Annotated in this window: 22 protein-coding genes; 9 read left to right on the top strand and 13 right to left on the bottom strand. The window is 64.4% G+C overall.

Annotated features, from left to right (window positions below; all coding sequences use genetic code 11):
- Positions 1 to 30 precede the first annotated feature (30 nt).
- The 6 genes from fliM to fliR are packed head-to-tail and all read left to right on the top strand — an operon-like array spanning position 31 to position 4,024.
- Positions 31 to 1,029: a flagellar motor switch protein FliM gene (fliM, locus tag P3T42_RS25575; protein WP_074301328.1), complete on the top strand. Its 999-nt coding sequence runs from the start codon at positions 31 to 33 to the stop codon at positions 1,027 to 1,029.
- Positions 1,022 to 1,474 (top strand): flagellar motor switch protein FliN, encoded by a 453-nt coding sequence (fliN, locus tag P3T42_RS25580; protein WP_074301327.1) that lies wholly within the window; start codon positions 1,022 to 1,024, stop codon positions 1,472 to 1,474. Before fliM ends, fliN begins: the two co-directional genes overlap by 8 nt.
- Positions 1,471 to 2,049 carry a flagellar biosynthetic protein FliO gene (gene fliO / locus P3T42_RS25585; protein ID WP_074301326.1) on the top strand — a complete coding sequence of 193 codons (579 nt, stop codon included), beginning with the start codon at positions 1,471 to 1,473 and terminating at the stop codon, positions 2,047 to 2,049. Before fliN ends, fliO begins: the two co-directional genes overlap by 4 nt.
- The gene (fliP, locus tag P3T42_RS25590) at positions 2,050 to 2,916 is read left to right on the top strand and encodes a flagellar type III secretion system pore protein FliP (RefSeq protein ID WP_074301325.1); all 867 of its coding nucleotides are present in this window, start codon (positions 2,050 to 2,052) and stop codon (positions 2,914 to 2,916) included.
- Between the two features lie 39 nt (positions 2,917 to 2,955).
- Entirely contained in the window at positions 2,956 to 3,225 is a 270-nt protein-coding gene (gene fliQ, locus P3T42_RS25595; RefSeq protein ID WP_074301324.1) for a flagellar biosynthesis protein FliQ, read from the top strand.
- Between the two features lie 16 nt (positions 3,226 to 3,241).
- On the top strand, positions 3,242 to 4,024 hold the full coding sequence (fliR, locus tag P3T42_RS25600; protein ID WP_429307574.1) for a flagellar biosynthetic protein FliR: 783 nt from the start codon (positions 3,242 to 3,244) through the stop codon (positions 4,022 to 4,024).
- Between the two features lie 96 nt (positions 4,025 to 4,120).
- Here fliR and flgL read toward each other — a convergent pair whose 3' ends face one another.
- The 12 genes from flgL to flgB all read right to left on the bottom strand — a co-directional run bounded on the left by flgL (position 4,121) and on the right by flgB (position 16,367).
- Positions 4,121 to 5,377 (bottom strand): flagellar hook-associated protein FlgL, encoded by a 1,257-nt coding sequence (gene flgL / locus P3T42_RS25605; protein ID WP_074301322.1) that lies wholly within the window; start codon positions 5,375 to 5,377, stop codon positions 4,121 to 4,123.
- A gap of 11 nt (positions 5,378 to 5,388) precedes the next feature.
- On the bottom strand, positions 5,389 to 7,377 hold the full coding sequence (gene flgK, locus P3T42_RS25610) for a flagellar hook-associated protein FlgK (RefSeq protein WP_429307575.1): 1,989 nt from the start codon (positions 7,375 to 7,377) through the stop codon (positions 5,389 to 5,391).
- 135 nt (positions 7,378 to 7,512) lie between these two features.
- A complete protein-coding gene (locus P3T42_RS25615) occupies positions 7,513 to 8,268 on the bottom strand; it encodes a flagellar brake protein (RefSeq protein WP_171991742.1) in 756 nt (251 codons plus the stop codon).
- Positions 8,269 to 8,618: 350 nt separating this feature from the next.
- Positions 8,619 to 9,545, bottom strand: coding sequence for a flagellar assembly peptidoglycan hydrolase FlgJ (gene flgJ / locus P3T42_RS25620; RefSeq protein ID WP_429307576.1), 927 nt, complete (start codon positions 9,543 to 9,545; stop codon positions 8,619 to 8,621).
- Between the two features lie 9 nt (positions 9,546 to 9,554).
- The gene (locus P3T42_RS25625) at positions 9,555 to 10,724 is read right to left on the bottom strand and encodes a flagellar basal body P-ring protein FlgI (protein ID WP_074301318.1); all 1,170 of its coding nucleotides are present in this window, start codon (positions 10,722 to 10,724) and stop codon (positions 9,555 to 9,557) included.
- A gap of 2 nt (positions 10,725 to 10,726) precedes the next feature.
- Complete coding sequence (gene flgH / locus P3T42_RS25630) at positions 10,727 to 11,431, bottom strand: flagellar basal body L-ring protein FlgH (protein WP_074301317.1); 705 nt, start codon at positions 11,429 to 11,431, stop codon at positions 10,727 to 10,729.
- A 32-nt stretch (positions 11,432 to 11,463) separates the two neighbouring features.
- On the bottom strand, positions 11,464 to 12,252 hold the full coding sequence (flgG, locus tag P3T42_RS25635) for a flagellar basal-body rod protein FlgG (protein ID WP_074301316.1): 789 nt from the start codon (positions 12,250 to 12,252) through the stop codon (positions 11,464 to 11,466).
- A gap of 39 nt (positions 12,253 to 12,291) precedes the next feature.
- The gene (flgF, locus tag P3T42_RS25640) at positions 12,292 to 13,053 is read right to left on the bottom strand and encodes a flagellar basal-body rod protein FlgF (RefSeq protein WP_074301315.1); all 762 of its coding nucleotides are present in this window, start codon (positions 13,051 to 13,053) and stop codon (positions 12,292 to 12,294) included.
- 20 nt (positions 13,054 to 13,073) lie between these two features.
- Positions 13,074 to 14,561: a flagellar hook-basal body complex protein gene (locus P3T42_RS25645; protein WP_429307577.1), complete on the bottom strand. Its 1,488-nt coding sequence runs from the start codon at positions 14,559 to 14,561 to the stop codon at positions 13,074 to 13,076.
- Positions 14,562 to 14,608: 47 nt separating this feature from the next.
- On the bottom strand, positions 14,609 to 15,268 hold the full coding sequence (locus tag P3T42_RS25650; RefSeq protein WP_083640766.1) for a flagellar hook assembly protein FlgD: 660 nt from the start codon (positions 15,266 to 15,268) through the stop codon (positions 14,609 to 14,611).
- 68 nt (positions 15,269 to 15,336) lie between these two features.
- On the bottom strand, positions 15,337 to 15,762 hold the full coding sequence (gene flgC / locus P3T42_RS25655) for a flagellar basal body rod protein FlgC (protein WP_074301312.1): 426 nt from the start codon (positions 15,760 to 15,762) through the stop codon (positions 15,337 to 15,339).
- Positions 15,763 to 15,869: 107 nt separating this feature from the next.
- A complete protein-coding gene (flgB, locus tag P3T42_RS25660; RefSeq protein WP_074301311.1) occupies positions 15,870 to 16,367 on the bottom strand; it encodes a flagellar basal body rod protein FlgB in 498 nt (165 codons plus the stop codon).
- A gap of 220 nt (positions 16,368 to 16,587) precedes the next feature.
- Here flgB and flgA point away from each other — a divergent pair, with 220 nt between their 5' ends.
- The 3 genes from flgA (at position 16,588) to P3T42_RS25675 (ending at position 19,116) form a co-directional block, all read left to right on the top strand.
- A complete protein-coding gene (gene flgA, locus P3T42_RS25665) occupies positions 16,588 to 18,099 on the top strand; it encodes a flagellar basal body P-ring formation chaperone FlgA (protein WP_429307578.1) in 1,512 nt (503 codons plus the stop codon).
- A 143-nt stretch (positions 18,100 to 18,242) separates the two neighbouring features.
- Positions 18,243 to 18,596 (top strand): flagellar biosynthesis anti-sigma factor FlgM, encoded by a 354-nt coding sequence (gene flgM / locus P3T42_RS25670; protein ID WP_074301309.1) that lies wholly within the window; start codon positions 18,243 to 18,245, stop codon positions 18,594 to 18,596.
- A gap of 76 nt (positions 18,597 to 18,672) precedes the next feature.
- Complete coding sequence (locus tag P3T42_RS25675; protein ID WP_429307579.1) at positions 18,673 to 19,116, top strand: flagella synthesis protein FlgN; 444 nt, start codon at positions 18,673 to 18,675, stop codon at positions 19,114 to 19,116.
- A gap of 241 nt (positions 19,117 to 19,357) precedes the next feature.
- On the opposite strand, the gene P3T42_RS25680 is transcribed toward P3T42_RS25675, so the two are convergent.
- Positions 19,358 to 20,092 carry an RNA polymerase sigma factor FliA gene (locus P3T42_RS25680; protein ID WP_074301307.1) on the bottom strand — a complete coding sequence of 245 codons (735 nt, stop codon included), beginning with the start codon at positions 20,090 to 20,092 and terminating at the stop codon, positions 19,358 to 19,360.
- Positions 20,093 to 20,107: the final 15 nt, after the last annotated feature.

The following is a 20,107-nucleotide window of genomic DNA, read 5'->3' on the forward strand; positions in this document are numbered from 1 at the left end:
CAACCGCCAAGGGACGCACGAGGAATAGGAATGGGCCACGAAGAGTTCATGTCCCAGGAGGAGGTCGATGCACTCCTCAAGGGCGTAACCGGCGAGTCCGACTCGGAAGCGGAGCAGTCAGATCGCTCCGGTGTCCGGCCGTACAACATCGCCACGCAGGAACGCATCGTCCGCGGCCGGATGCCCGGCCTCGAAATCATCAACGACCGCTTCGCCCGTCTGTTGCGCGTCGGCATCTTCAACTTCATGCGGCGCACCGCGGAAATTTCCGTCGGCCCGGTGAAGGTGCAGAAGTACAGCGAGTTCACCCGCAACCTTCCGATCCCGACCAACCTGAACCTGGTCCACGTGAAGCCGTTGCGCGGCACCTCCCTGTTCGTGTTCGATCCGAACCTGGTGTTCTTCGTGGTCGACAACCTGTTCGGCGGCGACGGGCGTTTCCATACCCGCGTCGAAGGCCGCGATTTCACGGCCACCGAACAGCGCATCATCAGCAAGCTGCTCAACCTCGTGTTCGAGCACTACTCGAACTCGTGGAAGAGCGTTCGCCCGCTGCAGTTCGAGTTCGTGCGCTCGGAAATGCACACGCAGTTCGCCAACGTCGCGACGCCGAACGAAATTGTCATCGTCACGCAGTTCTCAATCGAGTTCGGCACCACCGGCGGCACGCTGCATATCTGCATGCCCTACTCGATGATCGAACCGATCCGCGACATCCTGTCGTCGCCGATCCAGGGCGAAGCGATCGACGTCGATCGCCGTTGGGTCCGCGTGCTGTCGCAGCAGGTGCAGGCCGCGGAAGTCGAACTGACCGCCGATCTCGCGCAGATCCCGATCACGTTCGAACAGATTCTGAACATGCGCAAAGGCGATGTGCTGCCCATCAACATCCCCGAACACATCACCGCGAAGGTGGATGGCGTGCCGGTGATGGAATGCGGCTACGGTATTTTCAATGGTCAATATTCGTTGCGAGTTCAGAAAATGATCAGCGCAGCGGACACGATGAAGGAAGGTGGATATGACTGAGCTGAATGCAACGCCGGAGAAGGAACTGCCGGCAGAGCCGCAACTGCCCGGCGCGGACGCGGACGAGGCTTCGCTCGACGACTGGGCCAGCGCCCTCGCCGAGCAGAACGACAACAGCGCCGTCAACGCGACGACCGCCGGTGTGTTCCAGCCGCTCTCGAAGGTCGAACCGAACACGACGCGCAACGACATCGACATGATCCTGGACATTCCGGTCCAGATGACTGTCGAGCTCGGCCGCACCAAGATTGCCATCCGCAACCTGCTGCAACTCGCGCAAGGCTCGGTGGTGGAACTCGACGGCCTCGCCGGCGAGCCGATGGACGTGCTGGTCAACGGCTGTCTGATCGCGCAGGGTGAAGTCGTGGTGGTCAACGACAAGTTCGGTATCCGCCTCACCGACATCATCACGCCGTCCGAGCGGATCCGGAAGCTGAATCGATGAAACGCCTTGCCGGGCGCATGGCGAGCGTGAGTGGGCGGGTCCTGCTGACCGCGCTGCTGGCCCTCCCTTCGCTAAGCGCCGCCGCAGCCGACATGAATGCGGTCAATCATCCCGCGCCGATCGCTTCCACTGTGGGCGCCGGTTCCGCGGTGCCTTCGCTGGGTGTCGGCGCGGTGCTGCAAACCATCTTCGGCCTGCTGGTCGTGATCGGCCTGGTGTTCGCCTGCGCCTGGCTCGCCCGCCGCTTCGGCCTGCAACCGGGCAGCCGCGGCGGTCTCGTGAAGACCATCGGCGGCGCGTCGCTCGGCGGCAAGGAGCGCGTCGCCGTCGTCGAGATCGGCGATACCTGGCTCGTGCTCGGCGCGGCACCCGGCAATGTCCGTCTGCTGCACACCATGCCCGCCGGTTCGGCAACCGGTGTGGGGCTGTCCGGAGCAGCGCTGTCGCCCGACAGTGCGACGGGCAACGGCGGCTCAGGCAGCGCGCTGCCGGGCACCTTCGGACAGCGCTTTCGCGAAGCGCTAAAAGGCGAAGTGGGCAAACGTTTCAACCGGCCAGACGGCAGGGATCAGTAAATGCAGTTCAGTCATCCACCAGCGCGCCGCGAGCACGCGCCCTCGAGCCGTGTCGCCGTCACCCGCCGGCGCAGTCTCCTCGCCAGATCCGCCGGCACGCTGCGGCGCCTCGCAAGCCTGGCACTGCCGGCTTTACCGGTCGTGCTCACTGCGACGCTGATGGCGCTGCCGTCGTTGTCGTTTGCGCAGACAGCCGGCCTGCCCGCCTTCAACACGAGTCCCGGACCGAACGGCGGCACGACGTATTCGCTGAGCGTGCAGACGATGCTGCTGCTCACGATGCTGTCGTTCCTGCCGGCGATGGTGCTGATGATGACGAGCTTCACGCGCATCATCATCGTGCTGTCGCTGCTGCGCCAGGCGCTCGGCACCACCACCACGCCGCCGAACCAGGTGCTGGTGGGGCTGGCCTTGTTCCTCACGCTGTTTATCATGTCGCCGGTGCTGGACAAGGCCTATAACGACGGCTACAAGCCCTTCTCCGACGGCTCGATGCCGATGGAGCAGGCGGTCACGCGCGGCCTCGCGCCGTTCAAGACGTTCATGCTGCGGCAGACCCGCGAAACCGATCTCGCGCTGTTCGCCCGCATCTCGCACGCGCCGCCGATGCAGGGCCCCGAAGACGTGCCGCTGCCGCTGCTGGTGCCGGCCTTCGTGACCAGCGAACTGAAGACCGGCTTTCAGATCGGCTTTACCATCTTCATTCCGTTCCTGATCATCGACATGGTGGTGGCGAGCGTGCTGATGTCGATGGGGATGATGATGGTGTCGCCCGCGACGATCTCGCTGCCGTTCAAGCTGATGCTGTTCGTGCTCGTCGACGGCTGGCAGTTGCTGATCGGCTCGCTCGCGCAGAGCTTCACCTAGTCGTACTCACTAACCCTCACCGCTTCCGGTCCATTCATCATGACACCCGAATCAGTCATGGCGCTGGCGCATCAGGCGATGTACGTCGCCGTGCTGCTTGCCGCACCGCTGTTGCTTGTGGCGCTCGTCGTCGGTCTGATGGTGAGTCTGTTTCAGGCCGCCACGCAGATCAACGAGACGACGCTGTCGTTCATCCCGAAGCTGCTGGCGATCGCCATCACGCTCGTGATTGCCGGCCCGTGGATGCTGTCGACGATGCTCGACTATCTGCGTCAGATGCTGACCAACATCCCCACGCTCACCAACTGAGCGTCGCGCCCCCGTCATGTTTTCCGTCACCTATGCGCAACTGAACACGTGGATGGCCGCGTTTCTATGGCCGCTCGTGCGGATTCTGGCGCTGGTGGGCACCGGGCCGGTGTTCGGCAATGCGTCGGTGTCGACGCCGGTGAAAATCGGTCTTTCCTCGTTCATCACGATCATCGTCGCGCCGACGCTTGGGCCCCTGCCGCAAGTCACGGTCTTTTCGGCGATGGGCGTGTGGATCATCGTGAACCAGTTCCTGATCGGCGCCGCGCTCGGCCTCACCATGCAGATCGTCTTCACCGCGATCCAGGCGACCGGCGAATTCGTCGGGCTGGGCATGGGTCTCGGCTTTGCGACCTTCTTCGATCAGCAGGCGAGCGGTTCGAGCGCGGTGCTGTCGAGCTACATGAACGTGTTCGGCATGCTGGTGTTCCTCGTGCTCGACGGCCACCTGCAGATGCTGAGCGCGCTGATCGCCACGTTTCAGTCGCTGCCGATCTCGAGCGACCTGCTCGGCGCGGCAGGCTGGCGCTCGCTCGCGATGTGGGGCGGAACGATCTTTTCGATGGGGTTGCTGCTGGCGTTGCCGGTGGTCGCCGCGCTGCTGATCGCCAACCTCGCGCTCGGCATTCTCAACCGCGCGGCGCCGCAGATCGGCGTGTTCCAGATCGGCTTTCCGCTGACGATGCTGGTCGGCATGCTGCTGTTGCAGTTGATGGTGCCGAATATGATTCCGTTTTTCTCGCGGCTGTTCGATAGCGGGATCGAGCAGATGGGGCGGGTTGCGGTGGGCTTGCATTAGCCGCCGAGCCGGCACCCGACCTTCGCATTCGCCGCGCCCCAATAAAAAACGGGAGGCCGCCGCAGCGCCTCCCGCCTTCCCCACCAAACCCTTCGCTTACTGATTCAGATACTGGAACAGCGACATCTGCTGGACCTGCACGAACGCCTCCTGCGAAGCCTGCAGCGAGTACTGCGTTTGCGTGTACTTGCTGATGGTCGAGGGCAAGTCGATCGAGGTCAGATCGGCCAGCGAGTTCGTGTTCTGCAGCGACTCGCTCTGGTTCACCGTCTGCATCGCCTGAAGCTGCTGCTCGCGTCCGCCGACCGTCGCCTGCACCGTCGTGATGTTGGACAGCGCGTTCTGGACCTGCGTCAGCCCCACGTTCAGCGTATTGGTCAGCGCCGCTGCAGTCGTCGGCGTGTCGGCCGGGGTCTGCAATGCGGTGATCATGTTCTGGATCGTCGAGAAGATGTTGGTGCCGCCTTGCGAAGCCGGTACCTGGGTCGCCGGCTGCACAGTAAAGGCATCGCCATTGGCCGGGACGCCGGTCACCGTCACGCTCTGGCCGCTCGTGCCCAGCGTGATCGCCGAACCCGCCGTGAAAGGCTGCGCCGCGGACGTCGTCGTCCCCGCGCTGTTGGTGTCCGACACGGTATAGGTCGTGACGGCAGGTGTGCCCGTCACGCTAAACGTAATCCCATACGTGTCGCCGCTCGCCGAGGCCACCGCATTGGTCGTGCTGACCGCGCCGACGATCGCCGTGCCGGTATTGCCCGCCGCCGCGTAGGCGACCGGGCTGGCCGTTTCCGGCGTCACGCTCATGAACACCGCCGCGCCGCTATCGCCGGTCGCGATCGAGGTCGTGCTGGAGATCTCGGTGCTCGAAATGCCGTTGTCGCCGTTGTAAACCACCGTGCCGGCCGAATTCTGCGTGAACGGTTGCGAGGCCGACTGAAACCCGCCGAACAGGTAGCCACCCGAGGGCGACTTGGTGTTGGCCAGCGTCATCAAGGTGGTGTTCAACTGCTGCAGCGTGGCCGCGATGGCGCTGCGGTTCGTATCGTTGAGCGTGGCGTCGCCCGCGCTCAGCAACTGCGTGTTCACGCTTTGCAGCGCCTGGGTCACGCTCGAGAGCGTCGAATCTTCCGAGCCCAGTGCGGTCAGCGCCGAGCTCTGGTTGGTCGAGTACTGCGACAGGGTCGCGCCCTGCATGCTCAACTGCACCGCCTGGGCCGCGCCCAGCGGATTGTCCGCCGGCGTGGTCAGGTTCGTGCCGCTCGAGATTTCGCCGTACAACTGGGACAGTTCGCTTTGCTGATTGTCCATGCTCTGGACATTCATGCTGAGATACTGGCTAGTAGAGATGCGCATCGCTCAACGCCTCAAGAGAATATGCCGAGAATGGTCTGGAACAGCGTGTCAGCGGTCTGAATGACCTTGCTGTTGGCCTGGTACAGTTGCTGGTACTGCAACAGGTTCGCTGCTTCTTCGTTGACGTTCACGCCCGAGACCGACTGCTGCGCCGACGTGATCTGCGTCACAAGCGCGGTCTGGGTCGTGTTCGATGCATTGACCGAATTGGTGGTGTTACCCACCGTGTTCACGTAGTTCGCGTACGCCGTCGTCAGCGTCGTGGTGCCGCCGTTCAACGTCTGGGCGCTGACGATGTTCGACATCAGCGTCGCATTGCGGCCGTCGCTCTGCGCGCCGGTATTCGCCGCAATCGTGAAGGTGTCGTTGTTCGCCGGCGTGCCGCTCAACGTCACGGTAATGCCGTTCATCGAGCCGGCGGTGGCCGGCGTCGTGTTGATCGTCATCGTGGCGCCGCTGGCCGGCGAATACGGCACGACCGTCGTGGCCGTCGTAATCGGCGTGCTGGTGCCGTTGATCGTCACGACCGAGCCGACCGGGAAGCCGGTCAGGCCACCCGAGGTGGAGTTGTAGGTGAGCGTGGTCGTCGTCGCAGGCAGCGAATAACCGGCCGAAACCGTGCCCTCCGTAATCGTCGCCGTGCCGCTATTCGCCGAACTGGCCGTCGCCAGCACCGGCGAGGCCGCGGCGATCGCCGAGCCGCTGGTCGTCGTGAGCGCGAAGCTGGTCAGGGCGCCGCTCGTCGGCGATACGTTGAACGAGTCGCCCGCGTTCATCGTGCCGGTCATCGAAAAATTCAGGCCGTCGATCGGCGCCGACAGGTTGCTGGCCGATCCCACCACGTCGCCGCTCTGGTTGTCCGTCAGCGTGTAGGTCGAGCCGTTATACGACAGCGTGTAATTGCTGGTGGTGGGCTGCGTGGCGTTGACGAACGACACGCTCAGCGCGGCCGTGCCCGTGTTATTCGCGTTGGCGTTGGCCGCCGGCGGCGCCACCGAAAAGAGCGCGCCGCCGGTGCTGCCGGACAACGTGAGACCCAGTTCGTTCTGGTTGTTGACCTGCGCGGCAAAGCTGGTCGCGATCGCGCCCAGTTGGGCCTCTGCCGGATCGAGCGATTGCGAGCGGAAAGTGACCAGGCCGCCGAGCGAGCCGCCCACGCTCTGCATGGTGCTGTCGGACAGATATTGCGTGGTGGCGGCAGTCGGCGTGGTGCCCGCTGCGCCCAGATAGGTCACCGACATCTCCGCGGAGTTCGCCGGCGACGGCGCCGTACCGAGGTTGTAGCTGGTCGTGCCCGACACGAGCGTCTGGCCGCTGGGCAGGAACACGCTGTCCCCGGTCGAGTTCGACACCACCTGCACGCCGACGAGCGACGACAGGCTGGAAATCGCCTGGTCGCGCTGGTCGAGCAACTGGTTAGGCGGCTGGCCCTGCGAGCTGGCGGCGTTGATCTGCTGGTTCAGCGACGCGATCTGCGTGGTGTACGTGTTGATCTGCGCCACCGTGGAAGCCAGCTGCGTATTCACGCTCTGGCCGAGCTGCGCGTATTGCGAGCCCACCGTATTCAACTCGGTGGCCAGCGTCTGCGCATCGCTCACGGCGGTCTGGCGCGTCGCCAGATTCGAGGCGTTGCTCGACACCGTCTGCAGGCCGGTGAAGTAGCTGGTGATCGCGGTTGAAATCCCCGAGGTCGGACTGCCGACCAGGTTGTTCAACTGCGCGAGCATCGTGTAGTTGGTGGAAAGCGAGCCGCTTTGCGACTGGGCGTTGTTCAGCTCGGTCGTCAGATACTGGCTGTAGGCGCGCTGAACCGTGGTGGTGTTCACGCCTTGCGGCAGATAGCCCGAGCCGGTGTACTGACCCGAGGCTTCCGCATAGACGGGACTCTCGACGTCATAGCCGGGCGTCGCCGAATTGCTGATGTTCTCACTGGTCGTATTCAGCCCCCACTGGGCTGCGTTAAGTCCACTGAGACCGATATTGATTAGGTTGCTGGACATGCGTCATCCTGAAGGGCTGGCAACGCGCCCACCGAGTTGCCAAGACTCTCTGTATATCGGCGCACTGGCGACAAAATTGAGGGGGCAACCCGGATTTAAACGCACGCCGCAGTATTGCCGCGACGCGCGCCGCAATCAGGTTCGCACCAGCGAGCGACGCTTCATTTCAAGCTGGGTAATCAGCCGTTGCAAGGTGTTCTCGGCATTGCCGGGCAGCGCCACGAAACGCATGCCGAGCTGGTAACGCTGGGTGCCGTTCGGCAGGTCGATGGCGCGGAACGACACGAGTTGCAGATCCACCGCGAGCTTGCCCGGCGCGCCGAGGCTCAGTTCGCAATCGTCGAGCACGCAGCCCATCGGCAGATCGACCACGCGGACGTCGGTGGTGCGCATGCCCACGCCGCCCAGCGACAGGTCGTGCACTTCGAAACGGAATCCCTCGCCGTCAGGCAACTGCCCCGTACACAGGTAGGGGTTGAGTACCGGCGCGTCGACGCGGAAAAACTCGCGGCGCTGCACGTAGAAGAGCACGTCGGGGAAGTCGGCTTCGAACGCGGGCCGGCCCTCGAAGGTGGTCTCGCGCGGCGTGCCGGTGACGAATTCGACGCGCACGCCTTCGGGCTGGGCGTGAAACACACAGCGGGGCGCAGCGATCAGGCCGCGATTCTGCTCGGCGAGCGCGCCCCAGTCGAAAGTGAACGTGCGCTCGCGCACGTCGACGTCGAGAATCCGGGTGACAAGTTGGCCTCCCTTGTACTGCGCGGTGAGGAAATCGCCGCGGTTGACGAGATTGCGCAACTGGACACCGATCTCGAGCGGATTGCGGCGACCGAAGTCGTTGCCGGTTTCAGAAGAGCCGTCCGTCTGGCCGTTCGTCTCAGTGGTATCCATGGGCTTGCCGGTATGCATGTTCTTACGGGCCCGTGCCCGAGGTCCAGTGCCGGGGCCCATGACACGCGCGTTGACCGGGAAAAACGTTACCCCGGTATTAAGGTCTGACTGAATAGCGGCAGTCTGGACCCAAAGTTTAGGGTAACCGAGGGAAATATTTGGCGCAAACGTTAAACCGGTCACGTTCCACTCCGTTCTCGACCCTTCACCCATCCCGCATCAACCCTGCAATACCCACCCATCTGTGCGGCTCGGCCGGCGGCACGCACGCGTGCCGGCCGGCCCCACCGTCTTGTTGTGCGACATGGCCCCGTCGCCTGCTTTTCGTCTTGCCGGCCCGTCCAGGCCGCTCAGCTCATCCGTTCCATGATCGACATCAGCTTTTTCGCGTAATGCGGATCGGTGGCGTAGCCCGCCCGCTGCATGCCGATCGCAAAGCCCGCCGCGTCGTGCGAGCCGTTCAGCACCTGCGCGTAGCGCGGGTTGTTCTTCAGCAGTTGCGCATAATCGGCCATCGCCTCGTCGTACGAGTCGTAAGCGCGGAATTTTTCGACCACCCGCTGCGGCTGGCCGTTGCGGTACTCGGTGGTCACCGTCGACACGGTCTTGCCGGTCCAGTCCTTGCTCGCCTTGATGCCGAACACGTTGTGGCTGGTCTCGCCGTTCGCCTTCATGATCTCGCGCTTGCCCCAGCCCGATTCGAGCGCCGCCTGGCCGATGATGAAACGCGCCGGCACGCCGGTGGTTTCGCTCGCCGCCTGAGCGGAGGCCGCCAGCTTGTCGACGAACGCGTCCACGTTGGTCGTGCCGTCGCCGCGCAACGGCGGCGTCAACGCGCTGTTGCGCGAATAGCCGACGCCGTTGGCAAGCGAGCCGTTCGCCTGCGAATTGCTGTAGGCCTTCGCGAGCGCGTCCAGCGCGGCGTCGCCGCTGCCGCCGGCCGAGCCGGTCTGCATGCCGGCGTTGTTCATCAACTGCTTGAGCATGGCATCGGCCACGCCGATGCCCTTGGACGACATCTGCTGCGCCATCTGCTCGTCCATCATCGAGGTGAACTGCGCGCCGTCGCGCGAATCGAGCGGGCCGTCCTGCGGCGTCGCATCGCGCATGCTTTTCAGCATCATCGTGATGAAGCTCGCATCGAACTGCTTGGCGGCCATCTTCACGCCTTGCTGCGGCGACGCGGCAACCTTGGCACGCAGGCTGTCGAATCCCTGGACGTCCAGCGCAAAGCGCTGGGTCAGATCGTTCGGGCCTGAAGTGGGATCGGTAGTCATCGCGGTTCCTTAGATGATTTCAAGTTCGGCGCGCAAGGCTCCTGCTGCCTTCATCGCCTGCAGGATCGACATCAGATCGGCGGGCGTCGCGCCGAGCGCGTTGAGCGCCTTCACGACGTCGGCCAGATTGGCGCCGGCCTTGACGTATTTCATCGCGCCGTCGTCTTGCTTCAACTGGATCTGGGACTGCTGGGCCACCACAGTGCGGCCGTTCGAGAACGCGCCCGGCTGGCTCACCACCGGCTGCGTATTGACCACCACCGAGAGATTGCCGTGCGCGACCGCGCAGTTCTCGAGCGTCACCATCTGGTTCATCACGATCGAGCCGGTGCGCGCATTCAGCACGACCTTCGCCGCGCCTTGCGCCGGCTTCACGTCGAGATCCTCGAGCTGCGCCATGAACGAAACCTGCTGGGCCGGATCGGCCGGCGCGCGCAACTGGATCGTGCGGCCGTCGAGCGGCGTGGCCGTCCCCGAGCCGAAGGCGTTGTTGACCGCCGACACGATGCGCTGGTTCGTGTCGTAGTCCATGTCGTTCAGTTCGAGCTGCATCGTGCCGTCCTGCGTGATGCTGGTCTGCACCGCGCGTTCGACGATGGCGCCGGCGGCGATGCGGCCTGCCGCGAGCTGGTTCACCTGCACGCGGCTGCCGTTCGCGCTGGCGCCTGCGCCGCCCACTGCCATGTTGCCCTGGGCGAGTGCGTAGACGGAGCCGTCGGCGCCCTTCATCGGCGTGAGCAGCAGCGTGCCGCCGCGCAGGCTCTTGGCGTTACCGAGCGACGACACGGTGACGTCGATCGCCTCGCCCGGCCGGGCGAACGGCGGCAGCACCGCCGTCACCATCACGGCCGCGACGTTCTTCAGCTGGATGCTGGTCAGCGCCGAGGTGCTGCTGTTCGACGAACCGGCCGACTGGTTGTTGATCGAGATGCCGAGGTTCGCGAGCATGTTCGCGAGCGTTTGCGTCGTGAACGGGGTCTGGGTGGTCTGGTCGCCCGTGCCGTCGAGACCGACGACGAGGCCATAACCGATCAGCGGGTTGTCCCGCACACCCTGAATGGCGACCAGATCCTTCAGCCGTTCCGCGTGAGCGGCCGGCGTGACGGGCGGCAGGGCCCCGCAGGCGAGCGCGAACACGAGGCAGGCGCGGCTGAAATGGCGGAAAGAGAGCAGTCTCATGATCACCACGGCGCAACGTTGAGGAAGAAGCGTTGTAGCCAACCCATGGTTTCCGCCTCGTCGATATAGCCCTTCGCCGAGTATTCGATCTTGGCGTCGGCCACCTGGGTCGAGTACACCGCGTTCAGGCCGGAAATCGTGTTCGGGTTGACCACGCCGGAGAAACGCACGAACTCGTTGCCCTGGTTGATGAGCATCTGCTTTTCGCCGCTCACCACGAGGTTGCCGTTAGGCAGCACGTTGGTCACCGTGACCGTGATCACGCCGTTGAACGTGTTGGAAGCGTTCGCGCCGCCGGTCCCCTGGAACTGGTTGGCGCCCTGCGAGTTGAGGTTGGCCTTGCCGAACAGGCCGCTGAGAAAGCCGGCGCTCGTGGTGGAGAACGAGGTGGCCGAAGAGCGGTTGGTGTTGGCCCCCGACGACTTGGTTGCGTTGATGTTTTCCTGAATCACGATAGTCAGGATGTCGCCGATATTCCGCGGCCGCTGGTCTTCGAACAGCGGCCGGCCCGCGTAGCCCGGATTGAAGATCGAGCCCGGCGACTGCGCGTGCGGCGGCGTCGGCGGCACGGCCGTCATCGGCTGCTGCACGATCGGCTGCTTGGGAATCTGCGCGCAGCCGCCCAGCGCCAGAGCGAGCACGCTGGCCGTGGCGACGAGCGCATCGCGCGCGTCGCCCAGCACCGGATTGAGATTGAATTGCGACATCGTGTTTACCTACCGCCTGTAGTCCCGAACCCTTAAACCTGCATCTGCGACAGGGTCTGCAACATCTGATCGGACGTGGTTACGGCCTTGCTGTTGATTTCGTACGCGCGCTGGGTCTGGATCATGTTGACCAGTTCCTGCACGACGTTCACGTTCGAGGTTTCGACGTAGCCCTGTTGCAGCGAACCCGTACCGTTCGCACCCGGTGCGGAGACGTTCGGCGTACCCGACGAGCTGGTTTCCGCGAACAGGTTTTCACCTTGCGCGTCGAGACCGGCCGGGTTGATGAAGGTCGCCAGTTGCAGCGAGCCGATCTGCGTGGAGTTGGTCGAATTGGCCTGGGTGATCGACACCGCGCCGTCGCTGCCGATGGTGAGCGAGGTGGCGTTCACCGGCACCGTGATCGACGGAATCACCGGATAGCCGCTCGACGTCACCAGTTGGCCCTGCGCATTGGTCTGGAACGAACCGTCACGCGTATAGGAGGTCGTGCCGTCCGGCATCTGCACCTGGAAGAAACCGTTGCCGTTGATCGCCACGTCCTTCGAGTTGCCGGTTTGCTGCAGGTTGCCCTGGGTGTACAGACGCTCCGTGGCGACCTGTTGCACCCCGGTGCCGAGCTGGATGCCCGACGGCACCTGGGTCTGCTGGGTCGAGTCGGCGCCCGGCTGGCGCACCGTCTGATACAGCAGGTCTTCGAACACCGCGCGCGAACCCTTGAAACCGTTCGTGCTGACGTTGGCCAGGTTGTTCGAGATGACGTCCATCTGGGACTGCTGCGCGTTCATGCCGGTCGCAGCGATATAGAGTGAGCGGTTCACAGTATGTGTTCTCCTGGGTCGACGCGCGCGTCGGTCCCGTTAGCTGAAGCTGAGCAACTGGTTGGCGGTCTGGTCGTTCTGATCGGCGTTCTCGATCATCTTGGTCTGCATCTGGAATTGCCGCGCATTGGTGATCATCGAGACCATGGCGTTCACCGGATTCACATTGCTGCCTTCCAGCGATTCGGGTGCGAGCGTCACGCTCGGATCGGCGTCGAGCGGGTTGCCGTCGGCGGTGCGAAACATGCCGTCGTCGCTGCGCGTGAGCGTGCCCGCCGCCGGCTTCACCATCTTCAGCTGATCGACCACCGCGATCGCCGAAGCCGGATCGCCCGGAGCCAGCGCGGAGATCGTGCCGTCCTTGCCGATGGTGATCTGCGCACCCGGCGGCACCGAGACCGGGCCGCCGGTGCCGAGCACCGGCAGATTGGTCGCGTTCACCAGTTGCCCGTTCTGGTCGATATGCAGATTGCCGGCGCGCGTGTAAGCCTCGCTGCCGTCCGCCGTCTGCACGGCGAGCCAGCCGTCGCCCTGCACGGCGACGTCGAGCGGATTGCCGGTCTGCTGGATCGGTCCGGGCGTCTCATCGGCGCCCGGGGTCGACGAGAGCACGAACGTACGCGTGGTCTGGTCGTTGACTGAACTGCCGTCGCCGAACGACATCGGTACCGCGCGAAACGTCTCGAGCTGGGCACGAAACCCGGTGGTCGAGGTGTTCGCGAGATTGTTCGCGACAATGGCTTGCTGCTCGAGCGCCTGGGTGGCGCCCGACATCGCGGTATAAATCAGACGGTCGGTCATTCGTTCGGCTCCTCAGACGCTTACAGGTTGATCAGCGTCTGGTCGACGGTCTGCTGCGTCTTGATCGTCTGCGCATTCGCCTGGTAGTTGCGCTGCGCGGTGATCAGGTTGACCAGTTCGTTGGTCAGGTCCGTGTTCGACTCTTCCACCGCGCCGCCTTGCAGCGTGCCGTGGTTCGTGCTGCCCGGGGTGGAAATCTGCGCCGCACCCGATGCCGCGGTCTGTTCGTATTCGTTATTGCCGAGGTCGACGAGGCCGTTCGGGTCGTTGAAGTTGGCAAGCACGATCTGGCCGAGGTCGGCGGTCTGGCCGTTCGTATAGTTGCCGGTCAGGATGCCGTTGGTGCCGACCGTGAAGTTCGACAACTGCCCGGCCGCGAAGCCGTTTTGCTGCAGGTTGTTGGTGCCGTTGGCGCTGCCGAACTGCGTCGTGCCGGTCAGATTCAGCGTGAGCGTCTGCGGCGTGCCGGAGCCGTCGGTGTTCGGAATCGAGAACGCCAGCGTGTCCGCCCCGGTCGACGGCGTGATGCTCGTCACGCCGGTCAGCGCGCCGTTGCTGTTGAACGTCGCGGTGCCGATCAGGCTCGCGGTGCCGCCTGCGACGCCTGCATAAACGTTCCAGTTACCCGCGCTCGTCTTCGCGAAGTACATATCCACCGTCTGCGAGCCGCCGAGCGAGTCGTAGGCCTGGATGGAAGTCGGATAGTTGTAGGTCGTCGACGTGTTCTGGTTGAACGCCGTCGTCGCCACCGTCGCCGAGTCGCCAGCCGCTGGGGTACCGGTGAAGGTCACGCTCGTTCCATTACCGAGCGGAATAGCCGTTCCCGCGGTGTAAGTGCCGCTGGTCGTTGTATTCGGAACGGCTGTAGTGTCCGTTATCGTGTACGCCGTCGCACTCGTAAAGTTGATCGTGAAGTTGTCGGAGTTCGTACCGGTTCCCGTCACACCGCTACTCGCGAGCGTGCCCGTATTGCCCGTGGCAAGGGTCGCGAAGGTCCCGACGGTGGCCGCAGCCTGCGCGTCCAGGTTGAACTGGCCGGTGATCGAGGTCGTCGCGGTCGGCGCGATGTTCGTCGTCGGCACGGTCAGCGGCACGGTCTGCGCGCTGTTGATGATGCCGGAGGAGTTCGCCGCATAACCCATCAGCTGCAAGCCCTGCGAATTCACGATCTGGCCGGCGTTGTTCAGCTGGAACACACCGTTACGCGAATACGTGAGCGCACCGTTGTTCGACATCTGGAAGAAACCGTTGCCGTTGATGGCGACGTCCAGTGCCTGCCCGGTCGTGTTGATGGTGCCCTGCGAGAACTGCTGCTGCACGGCCGCGAGCTGCGTACCGATACCGATCTGGTTGTTGACGGCCGTGGCGACCGAGTTCGCGTACATATCGGCGAACACGGCAGTGCCGCTCTTGAAACCGATCGTGTCCGCGTTGGCGATGTTGTTGCCAATCACGTCGAGATCACTCGATGCAGCCGACAGGCCGCTCAAACCTTGCTGATAACCCATGACGGTCTCCGTTCCGGGAAATGTCTAAATTCGGTTGAACTGATTGCTTAGAGGACTGCCGCGACCGAGGTCAGGGCAACCGTATTGCCGTTCGACAGCACGAGGCTCGGTGCACCGCCGGTCCCTTGCACGACGCTCTCCACCGTGCCCGGGGTCAGCGTGGTGGCCGTGCCCGCGGCGCCGTTCACGGTGCCGGTCGCGGTGATCGTGTAGGTCCCTGCCGGCAGCGCGGCGCCCGTCGAGTCGACCGGCGTCCAGGAAACCGGCACGGTGCCCGCCGGCTGCGCGCCCAGATCGATCGTGTTGACGATCTGGCCTGCCGAGTTGACGACGTTGATCTTCATGTCGGACGCAGCGGCGGCCAGTTGCACGCCGAACGCGTTGGTCTTGCCGCTTGCCACCGTGATCGAATTGCCCGGGGCAAGCACGCTCGAACCGATCAGCAGCGCAGCCTGCGAGGTCTGGCCCGCGTTGAGCTGCGTCGCCAGCGACGTCAGCGACGTGTTCAACTGGCTGATGCCCGTGACCGTATTGATCTGCGCGAGCTGCGAGGTCATCTGCGAGCTGTCCATCGGGTTGGTCGGATCCTGGTTCTGCAACTGCGTGACGAGCAGTTGCAAAAAGGTGTTCTGTAGCGACGAACCCGCGTTCGCTGAACTGGACGCCGTGCTGCTCGACGCGCTGGTCGCCGAGTTGGTGCCGTTCATCGTATCGAGCAGCGTCTGCGAGACCGTCGTCCCGCTGTTGCCGATTGTGGTGGTCAAGGAAGTACTCCTCAGGTTCCGATCGTGAGAGTTTTCAGCATCAACTGCTTTGCCGTGTTCAGGGTTTCGACGTTCGCCTGGTACGCGCGCGACGCCGAGATCATGTTGACCATTTCTTCCACCGGGTCGACGTTCGGCATCGTGACGTAGCCGTTCGCGTCGGCCGCGGGGTTGCCCGGGTCGTAGGTCTGCTTCATCGGCGTCGGATCGTCCACCACGCCGGTCACCTGCACGCCGCCCACCTGCTGGCCGGACGCGGAGCGCGCACCGCCGAGCGGGTTGACCGCGAACACGACCTGCTTGGCCTTATACGGCTTGCCGTCGGGGCCTGTCGTACTGTCGGCGTTCGCCAGGTTCGACGCCGTCACGTTGAGCCGCTGCGATTCGGCCGACATGGCCGAACCGGCGACAGTGAATATATTCATCAGGGATGGCATGGCTTCTCTGACCTCTCCTGCCGGCAGGTTCCGGCTTGGTTGTTTCCCGTGGGCGTGGTTTTTAGCGGTTACATCCAGTGTGTGCGGGTCGCCGCGTCAGGACTCCGTCAGGAGCCGGACGTGATCGCCGACAGCATCGTTTTGATCTGGCCTGACACTTCCGTCATGGCCGATTCGAAATGCAGCGAGTTATCGGCGAACTGCACGCGCTCGGCGTCGAGGTCCACCGTGTTGCCGTCGAGCGACGGTTGCACCGGAATGCGGTACTGCAGTTGACCGTAGTCGTCGCTCGGGCCGCCGGTGGGGATCAGGCTCGCCTTGCCGGCCATGTGGCCCGGCTCGTCGGCGGCCATCGTCATGCCGGTCGTGACATCGGCGGACTTCGTCATCGCCAGCGTCGAGCCGTTCGAGGCGCCGGTGCCGGCGAGGGTGCCGTCGTTCTTTCTCAGCGCCCCCGCAAGGGTCGACGCGAAATCGACATCGCGCGCCTTGTAGTTGGGCGTGTCGGCGTTCGCGATATTCGACGACAGCAATTCCTGCCGATACGAGCGGACATCGAGCGCCTGACGACCAAAGGCGAGTTCGGCATCGAGTTTGTCGAGCATTGAAATCTCCGGATAACGTTCCCGCGTCTGACGTGCGCTTCAACGTGCACACAAGCTGCGGCGCCCCAAAAGGCCTTTTTGCATGAGATGCATCTTAGGCGCGCCGTGCAAGCGGCAATCGTCGGAATAACCGGGGAAGGTCGCCTCTATTCAACGCTTGCCCGATAAGCGGCGTCACTAGAATGCAATTCGTACCCTTGCCTCATGCTGGAGATTCACGATGGCCCGATCCACTCGCGATGTGCCGCAGCGACTGCGCCGCATCGTTGCGCGACGCACTGCCGCCTGGCTGGTGTGCGCCGTGACGGGTGCCTCGTTCGCGAGCGTGGCGCTGGCCCAGCAGGCCGGCGGTCCGATCGTGATTCCCGGTCCCGGCGAACAGAACCCCGCCGACCTCGCCCGAATGACGGCGATGGCGACCACCTCCAGCGGCAACAGCAGCGCACGGACGCCGGGCGCGCAGGCCGCTCAGTACGCGCCGGCCGTGGCGCCATCGGGCACGCCGCCGGTCCGCGACCGCTTCACCGCGCTGGCGAACGCCAGTGGCGCAATCGTGATTCCCGGATCCGGCGAGGATGCCGCGCCCAACACCCCCGTCATGGTGGCCGCGCCGCAAGGCAGTCCCGCGAACAACCCCAACCTCACCCGCGTCAATCTGAGTCCGGCGCTCGCCGCCAGCCAGGTCGTGCCGGTGATCGTGAGCGCGGCGCCGCAGCGCCCCTATGCCGCGTCCGTGCGGCCGGTCAATGCGGCGCCGGCTGTCGCGCCGACCGCGGCACCCGCGAGCGATGTCGAAATCGACAGCCTGGCTTCGCGCGGTGAGCCGCCCGAACTCGGCGCCAGTGCGCCGGTCCGCAATCCGGCGCCGCGTGTCGCCGCCGCACCGGTTCAAACCTTGGTGCCGGCACAAAACCGCACGCAGGCCTTGGCCGAGGCGGCGCAACGCGAACAGGCGGTGCGCGCCCTGCAGCGCGCCCAGGCGGCGCAAGCGGCGGCCCATCCCGTGTTCAGCCCGGCGGTTCAGCCCGCTCAGGTGGCTCAAACCGCACAAGCCGCACAGATCGCTCAGGCATCCCAACCGGTTCAGGCCGCCCAGCCGGTGCCGGCAGGCCAGGAAGACGGCGAGCTGATCCACGCCGCGGCAATGGATTTCCTCCAGCAGCAGGTGAACGGTCTGCCCGGCAAGGTCGAACTGAGCGTCGCGCCGGCCTTCCCGCGCGGCCTCGCGGCCTGCGCCACGCTGCAGCCTTTCATGCCGAACGGTGCGCGCCTGTGGGGCCGCACGACGGTGGGCGTGCGCTGCACGAGCGGGCATCCGTGGACCGTCTGGCTGCAGGCCAAGGTCTCGGTGCATGCCACTTACTACGTCGCCGCGCGCGCCATGATGCCCGGCGAGGTGGTCTCGGAAGCCGACATGGTCAGCCGCGACGGCGATCTGACAATGCTGCCGATGTCGATCATCACCGCGCCGTCGCAGGCGATCGGTTCGGTCACGTTGATGCGGGTGGGCGCAGGCCTGCCGCTGCGTCAGGACATGTTGAAGAGTGCGGCCTCGGTGACGGCGGGGTCGATGGTGCGGGTGGTGGCGCAGGGCGACGGCTTTTCGATTTCGTCGGAAGGCAACGCCCTGAGCAATGCGACGCCGGGTCAGCCGGTCAAGGTGAGGACGTCCAGTGGGCAGATCCTCATGGGAATCGTCAAGGACAGTTCAACGGTTCAGATCCAGATGTGATCCGGACCTGAAACCGGGAGGGCGACCGGGGGATTCACAGGACAGTCTGGCCGGCAGCGCCGTTACAAAGGGATACACCGATTGCGCTAAAGTTTGGATTCTTGAGTGCCGTTATAAGAATCAAATCGTTCAGGAAGCCAATCGTGAAAATCGATTCCACCACCAACACCCAGCCAGACAGCCTGACTAACGGCGCGACGCGTACGCAGCAGGACAGTCTGACTCCGGCGGCTACCACCGCCCAAGGCGCGGCATCCACCGCGCAAGCCGCCACCGGTTCGGGGGGCGACGCGAATGTGAGCCTGTCGGGCCTGTCGTCCGACCTGCGCAACCTGGCAGCATCGGGTTCGGCGGACATCGACACCGCTCACGTCGAATCGATCAAGGCGGCCATCCAGAATGGCACGCTGACCATCGATCCGGGCAAGATTGCTGACGGCGTGCTCGAAACCACGCGCAGCCTGCTGCAAACGAGAGCCCCGGCGACCGGCAATTAAGGCTGGACGCCGTCAGGCGACACCTTGAAACCCTGACCCGCACAGCACGTGCGGGCCGCTGTGAAAGCGAGTTGTGATGAAAGACGCGCTGCTTGCCACCGTCATCGACGAGTACACCACCATCGAAGAATTCGCCTCGGTGCTGGTCGTCGAACAGAAGGCGTTGACCCAGGTGGATCCGGCCGAGATGCTGCGGCCGATCGTCGAAAAGAAAACCGAACTGGTTGGCAAGCTGGCGACGCTGGAGAAGCTGCGCGACGCCCAGCTCGCCGAAATGGGCTTTCCGGGTGGCTGGAGCGGCATCGAACTCGCCGCCGGCCGCGACCCGAAGCTCGCCGCGCAATGGACCTTGCTGCAGCAGTCCGTGGAGCGCGCGCATCGCTCCAACAAGACCAATGGCGTGCTGATCCGTACCCGCATGGAATACAACCAGCGCGCCCTCGACGTGCTGCAGGTTCGTCCGCCGAAACCTTCGCTCTACGGGCCGGATGGACGCGTGCCGGGGTTCGGCGCACTCTGAGTTTGCGCCTGGGCGGTGGCATGGCTTCCGCCCCGCTTGCATAGCGCTTTATCCGCACCTTCTCCGCGCGCACGGTGTGTCGTGCGCCGCTCTGCTGTTTCCTTCCTGCTTCGCGCTCCGCCGCAAAAAAATGCCGTCACGAGGACGGCATCATTTGCGCTCATTCGCGCGGTTCAATCGCGTTCAATCGCTTTGATTCGACCTGCGTCTGCGACGGCGAACCGTCGGCAGATCACCCGCATTATTCAGCCTCGGCCTTCGCCCACGCCATCTCGCGCAGACGCGTGCGCAGGCGCGCCACCGCCTGGCTGTGCAACTGGCAAACCCGCGACTCGCTGACTTCCATCACCGCGCCGATCTCGCGCAGGTTCATGCCGCGCTCGTAGTACAGCGACATCAACAGCTTCTCGCGATCCGGCAGACGCTCGATCGCATCGACCAGCGCCGCACGCAGGCTTTCGTCGAGCAGCGCGGAGAGCGGGTCCGAGTGATCGACGCAGTAGCGGTCGAGGAACGGCTCGTCGTCGGCGGAACGGTCGAAGTCTTCGTAATAGATCAACTGGCTGCCATGCAGGTCCTGCAGCATCGACTGATATTCGTCGAGCGGCATCTTCAGATGGCCGGCAATTTCGGTCTCGCTCGCCGAGCGGCCCAGCGTCTGTTCGACCTGATGCACGGCTGTCTCCACCTCACGCGAGGTGCGGCGCAGGCTGCGCGGCAACCAGTCGTTGCTGCGCAGCTCGTCCAGCATCGCGCCGCGAATCCGCTGGCTCGCATAGGTCTCGAACTGCGCGCCCTGGTCTTCCTTGTACCGGCTCGCAGCATCCAGCAGCCCGATCATGCCGGCCTGAATCAGATCGTCGAGATCGACGCTCGCCGGCATTTTCGCGACTAGCTGCAAGCCGAGCCGCCGCACCAGCGGCGCGTACTTCGTCAGAACCTCGGCTTGGGAAATCTTTCCCTGAGCGTTGTACATCGTGCTCCCCTTGTC

This window comes from Paraburkholderia sp. GAS38 (assembly GCF_050434965.1).
Classification (GTDB): domain Bacteria; phylum Pseudomonadota; class Gammaproteobacteria; order Burkholderiales; family Burkholderiaceae; genus Paraburkholderia; species Paraburkholderia phenazinium_A.

Excerpts from the sequence above, each read along its gene's own strand:
- fliM (WP_074301328.1), top strand. The coding sequence starts at position 31 with ATGGGCCACGAAGAGTTCATGTCCCAGGAGGAGGTCGATGCACTCCTC.
- fliN (WP_074301327.1), top strand. The coding sequence starts at position 1,022 with ATGACTGAGCTGAATGCAACGCCGGAGAAGGAACTGCCGGCAGAGCCG.
- fliO (WP_074301326.1), top strand. The coding sequence starts at position 1,471 with ATGAAACGCCTTGCCGGGCGCATGGCGAGCGTGAGTGGGCGGGTCCTG.
- fliP (WP_074301325.1), top strand. The coding sequence starts at position 2,050 with ATGCAGTTCAGTCATCCACCAGCGCGCCGCGAGCACGCGCCCTCGAGC.
- fliQ (WP_074301324.1), top strand. The coding sequence starts at position 2,956 with ATGACACCCGAATCAGTCATGGCGCTGGCGCATCAGGCGATGTACGTC.
- fliR (WP_429307574.1), top strand. The coding sequence starts at position 3,242 with ATGTTTTCCGTCACCTATGCGCAACTGAACACGTGGATGGCCGCGTTT.
- flgL (WP_074301322.1), bottom strand. The coding sequence starts at position 5,377 with ATGCGCATCTCTACTAGCCAGTATCTCAGCATGAATGTCCAGAGCATG.
- flgK (WP_429307575.1), bottom strand. The coding sequence starts at position 7,377 with ATGTCCAGCAACCTAATCAATATCGGTCTCAGTGGACTTAACGCAGCC.
- P3T42_RS25615 (WP_171991742.1), bottom strand. The coding sequence starts at position 8,268 with ATGGATACCACTGAGACGAACGGCCAGACGGACGGCTCTTCTGAAACC.
- flgJ (WP_429307576.1), bottom strand. The coding sequence starts at position 9,545 with ATGACTACCGATCCCACTTCAGGCCCGAACGATCTGACCCAGCGCTTT.
- P3T42_RS25625 (WP_074301318.1), bottom strand. The coding sequence starts at position 10,724 with ATGAGACTGCTCTCTTTCCGCCATTTCAGCCGCGCCTGCCTCGTGTTC.
- flgH (WP_074301317.1), bottom strand. The coding sequence starts at position 11,431 with ATGTCGCAATTCAATCTCAATCCGGTGCTGGGCGACGCGCGCGATGCG.
- flgF (WP_074301315.1), bottom strand. The coding sequence starts at position 13,053 with ATGACCGACCGTCTGATTTATACCGCGATGTCGGGCGCCACCCAGGCG.
- P3T42_RS25645 (WP_429307577.1), bottom strand. The coding sequence starts at position 14,561 with ATGGGTTATCAGCAAGGTTTGAGCGGCCTGTCGGCTGCATCGAGTGAT.
- P3T42_RS25650 (WP_083640766.1), bottom strand. The coding sequence starts at position 15,268 with ATGAACGGCACCAACTCGGCGACCAGCGCGTCGAGCAGCACGGCGTCC.
- flgC (WP_074301312.1), bottom strand. The coding sequence starts at position 15,762 with ATGCCATCCCTGATGAATATATTCACTGTCGCCGGTTCGGCCATGTCG.
- flgB (WP_074301311.1), bottom strand. The coding sequence starts at position 16,367 with ATGCTCGACAAACTCGATGCCGAACTCGCCTTTGGTCGTCAGGCGCTC.
- flgA (WP_429307578.1), top strand. The coding sequence starts at position 16,588 with ATGGCCCGATCCACTCGCGATGTGCCGCAGCGACTGCGCCGCATCGTT.
- P3T42_RS25675 (WP_429307579.1), top strand. The coding sequence starts at position 18,673 with ATGAAAGACGCGCTGCTTGCCACCGTCATCGACGAGTACACCACCATC.
- P3T42_RS25680 (WP_074301307.1), bottom strand. The coding sequence starts at position 20,092 with ATGTACAACGCTCAGGGAAAGATTTCCCAAGCCGAGGTTCTGACGAAG.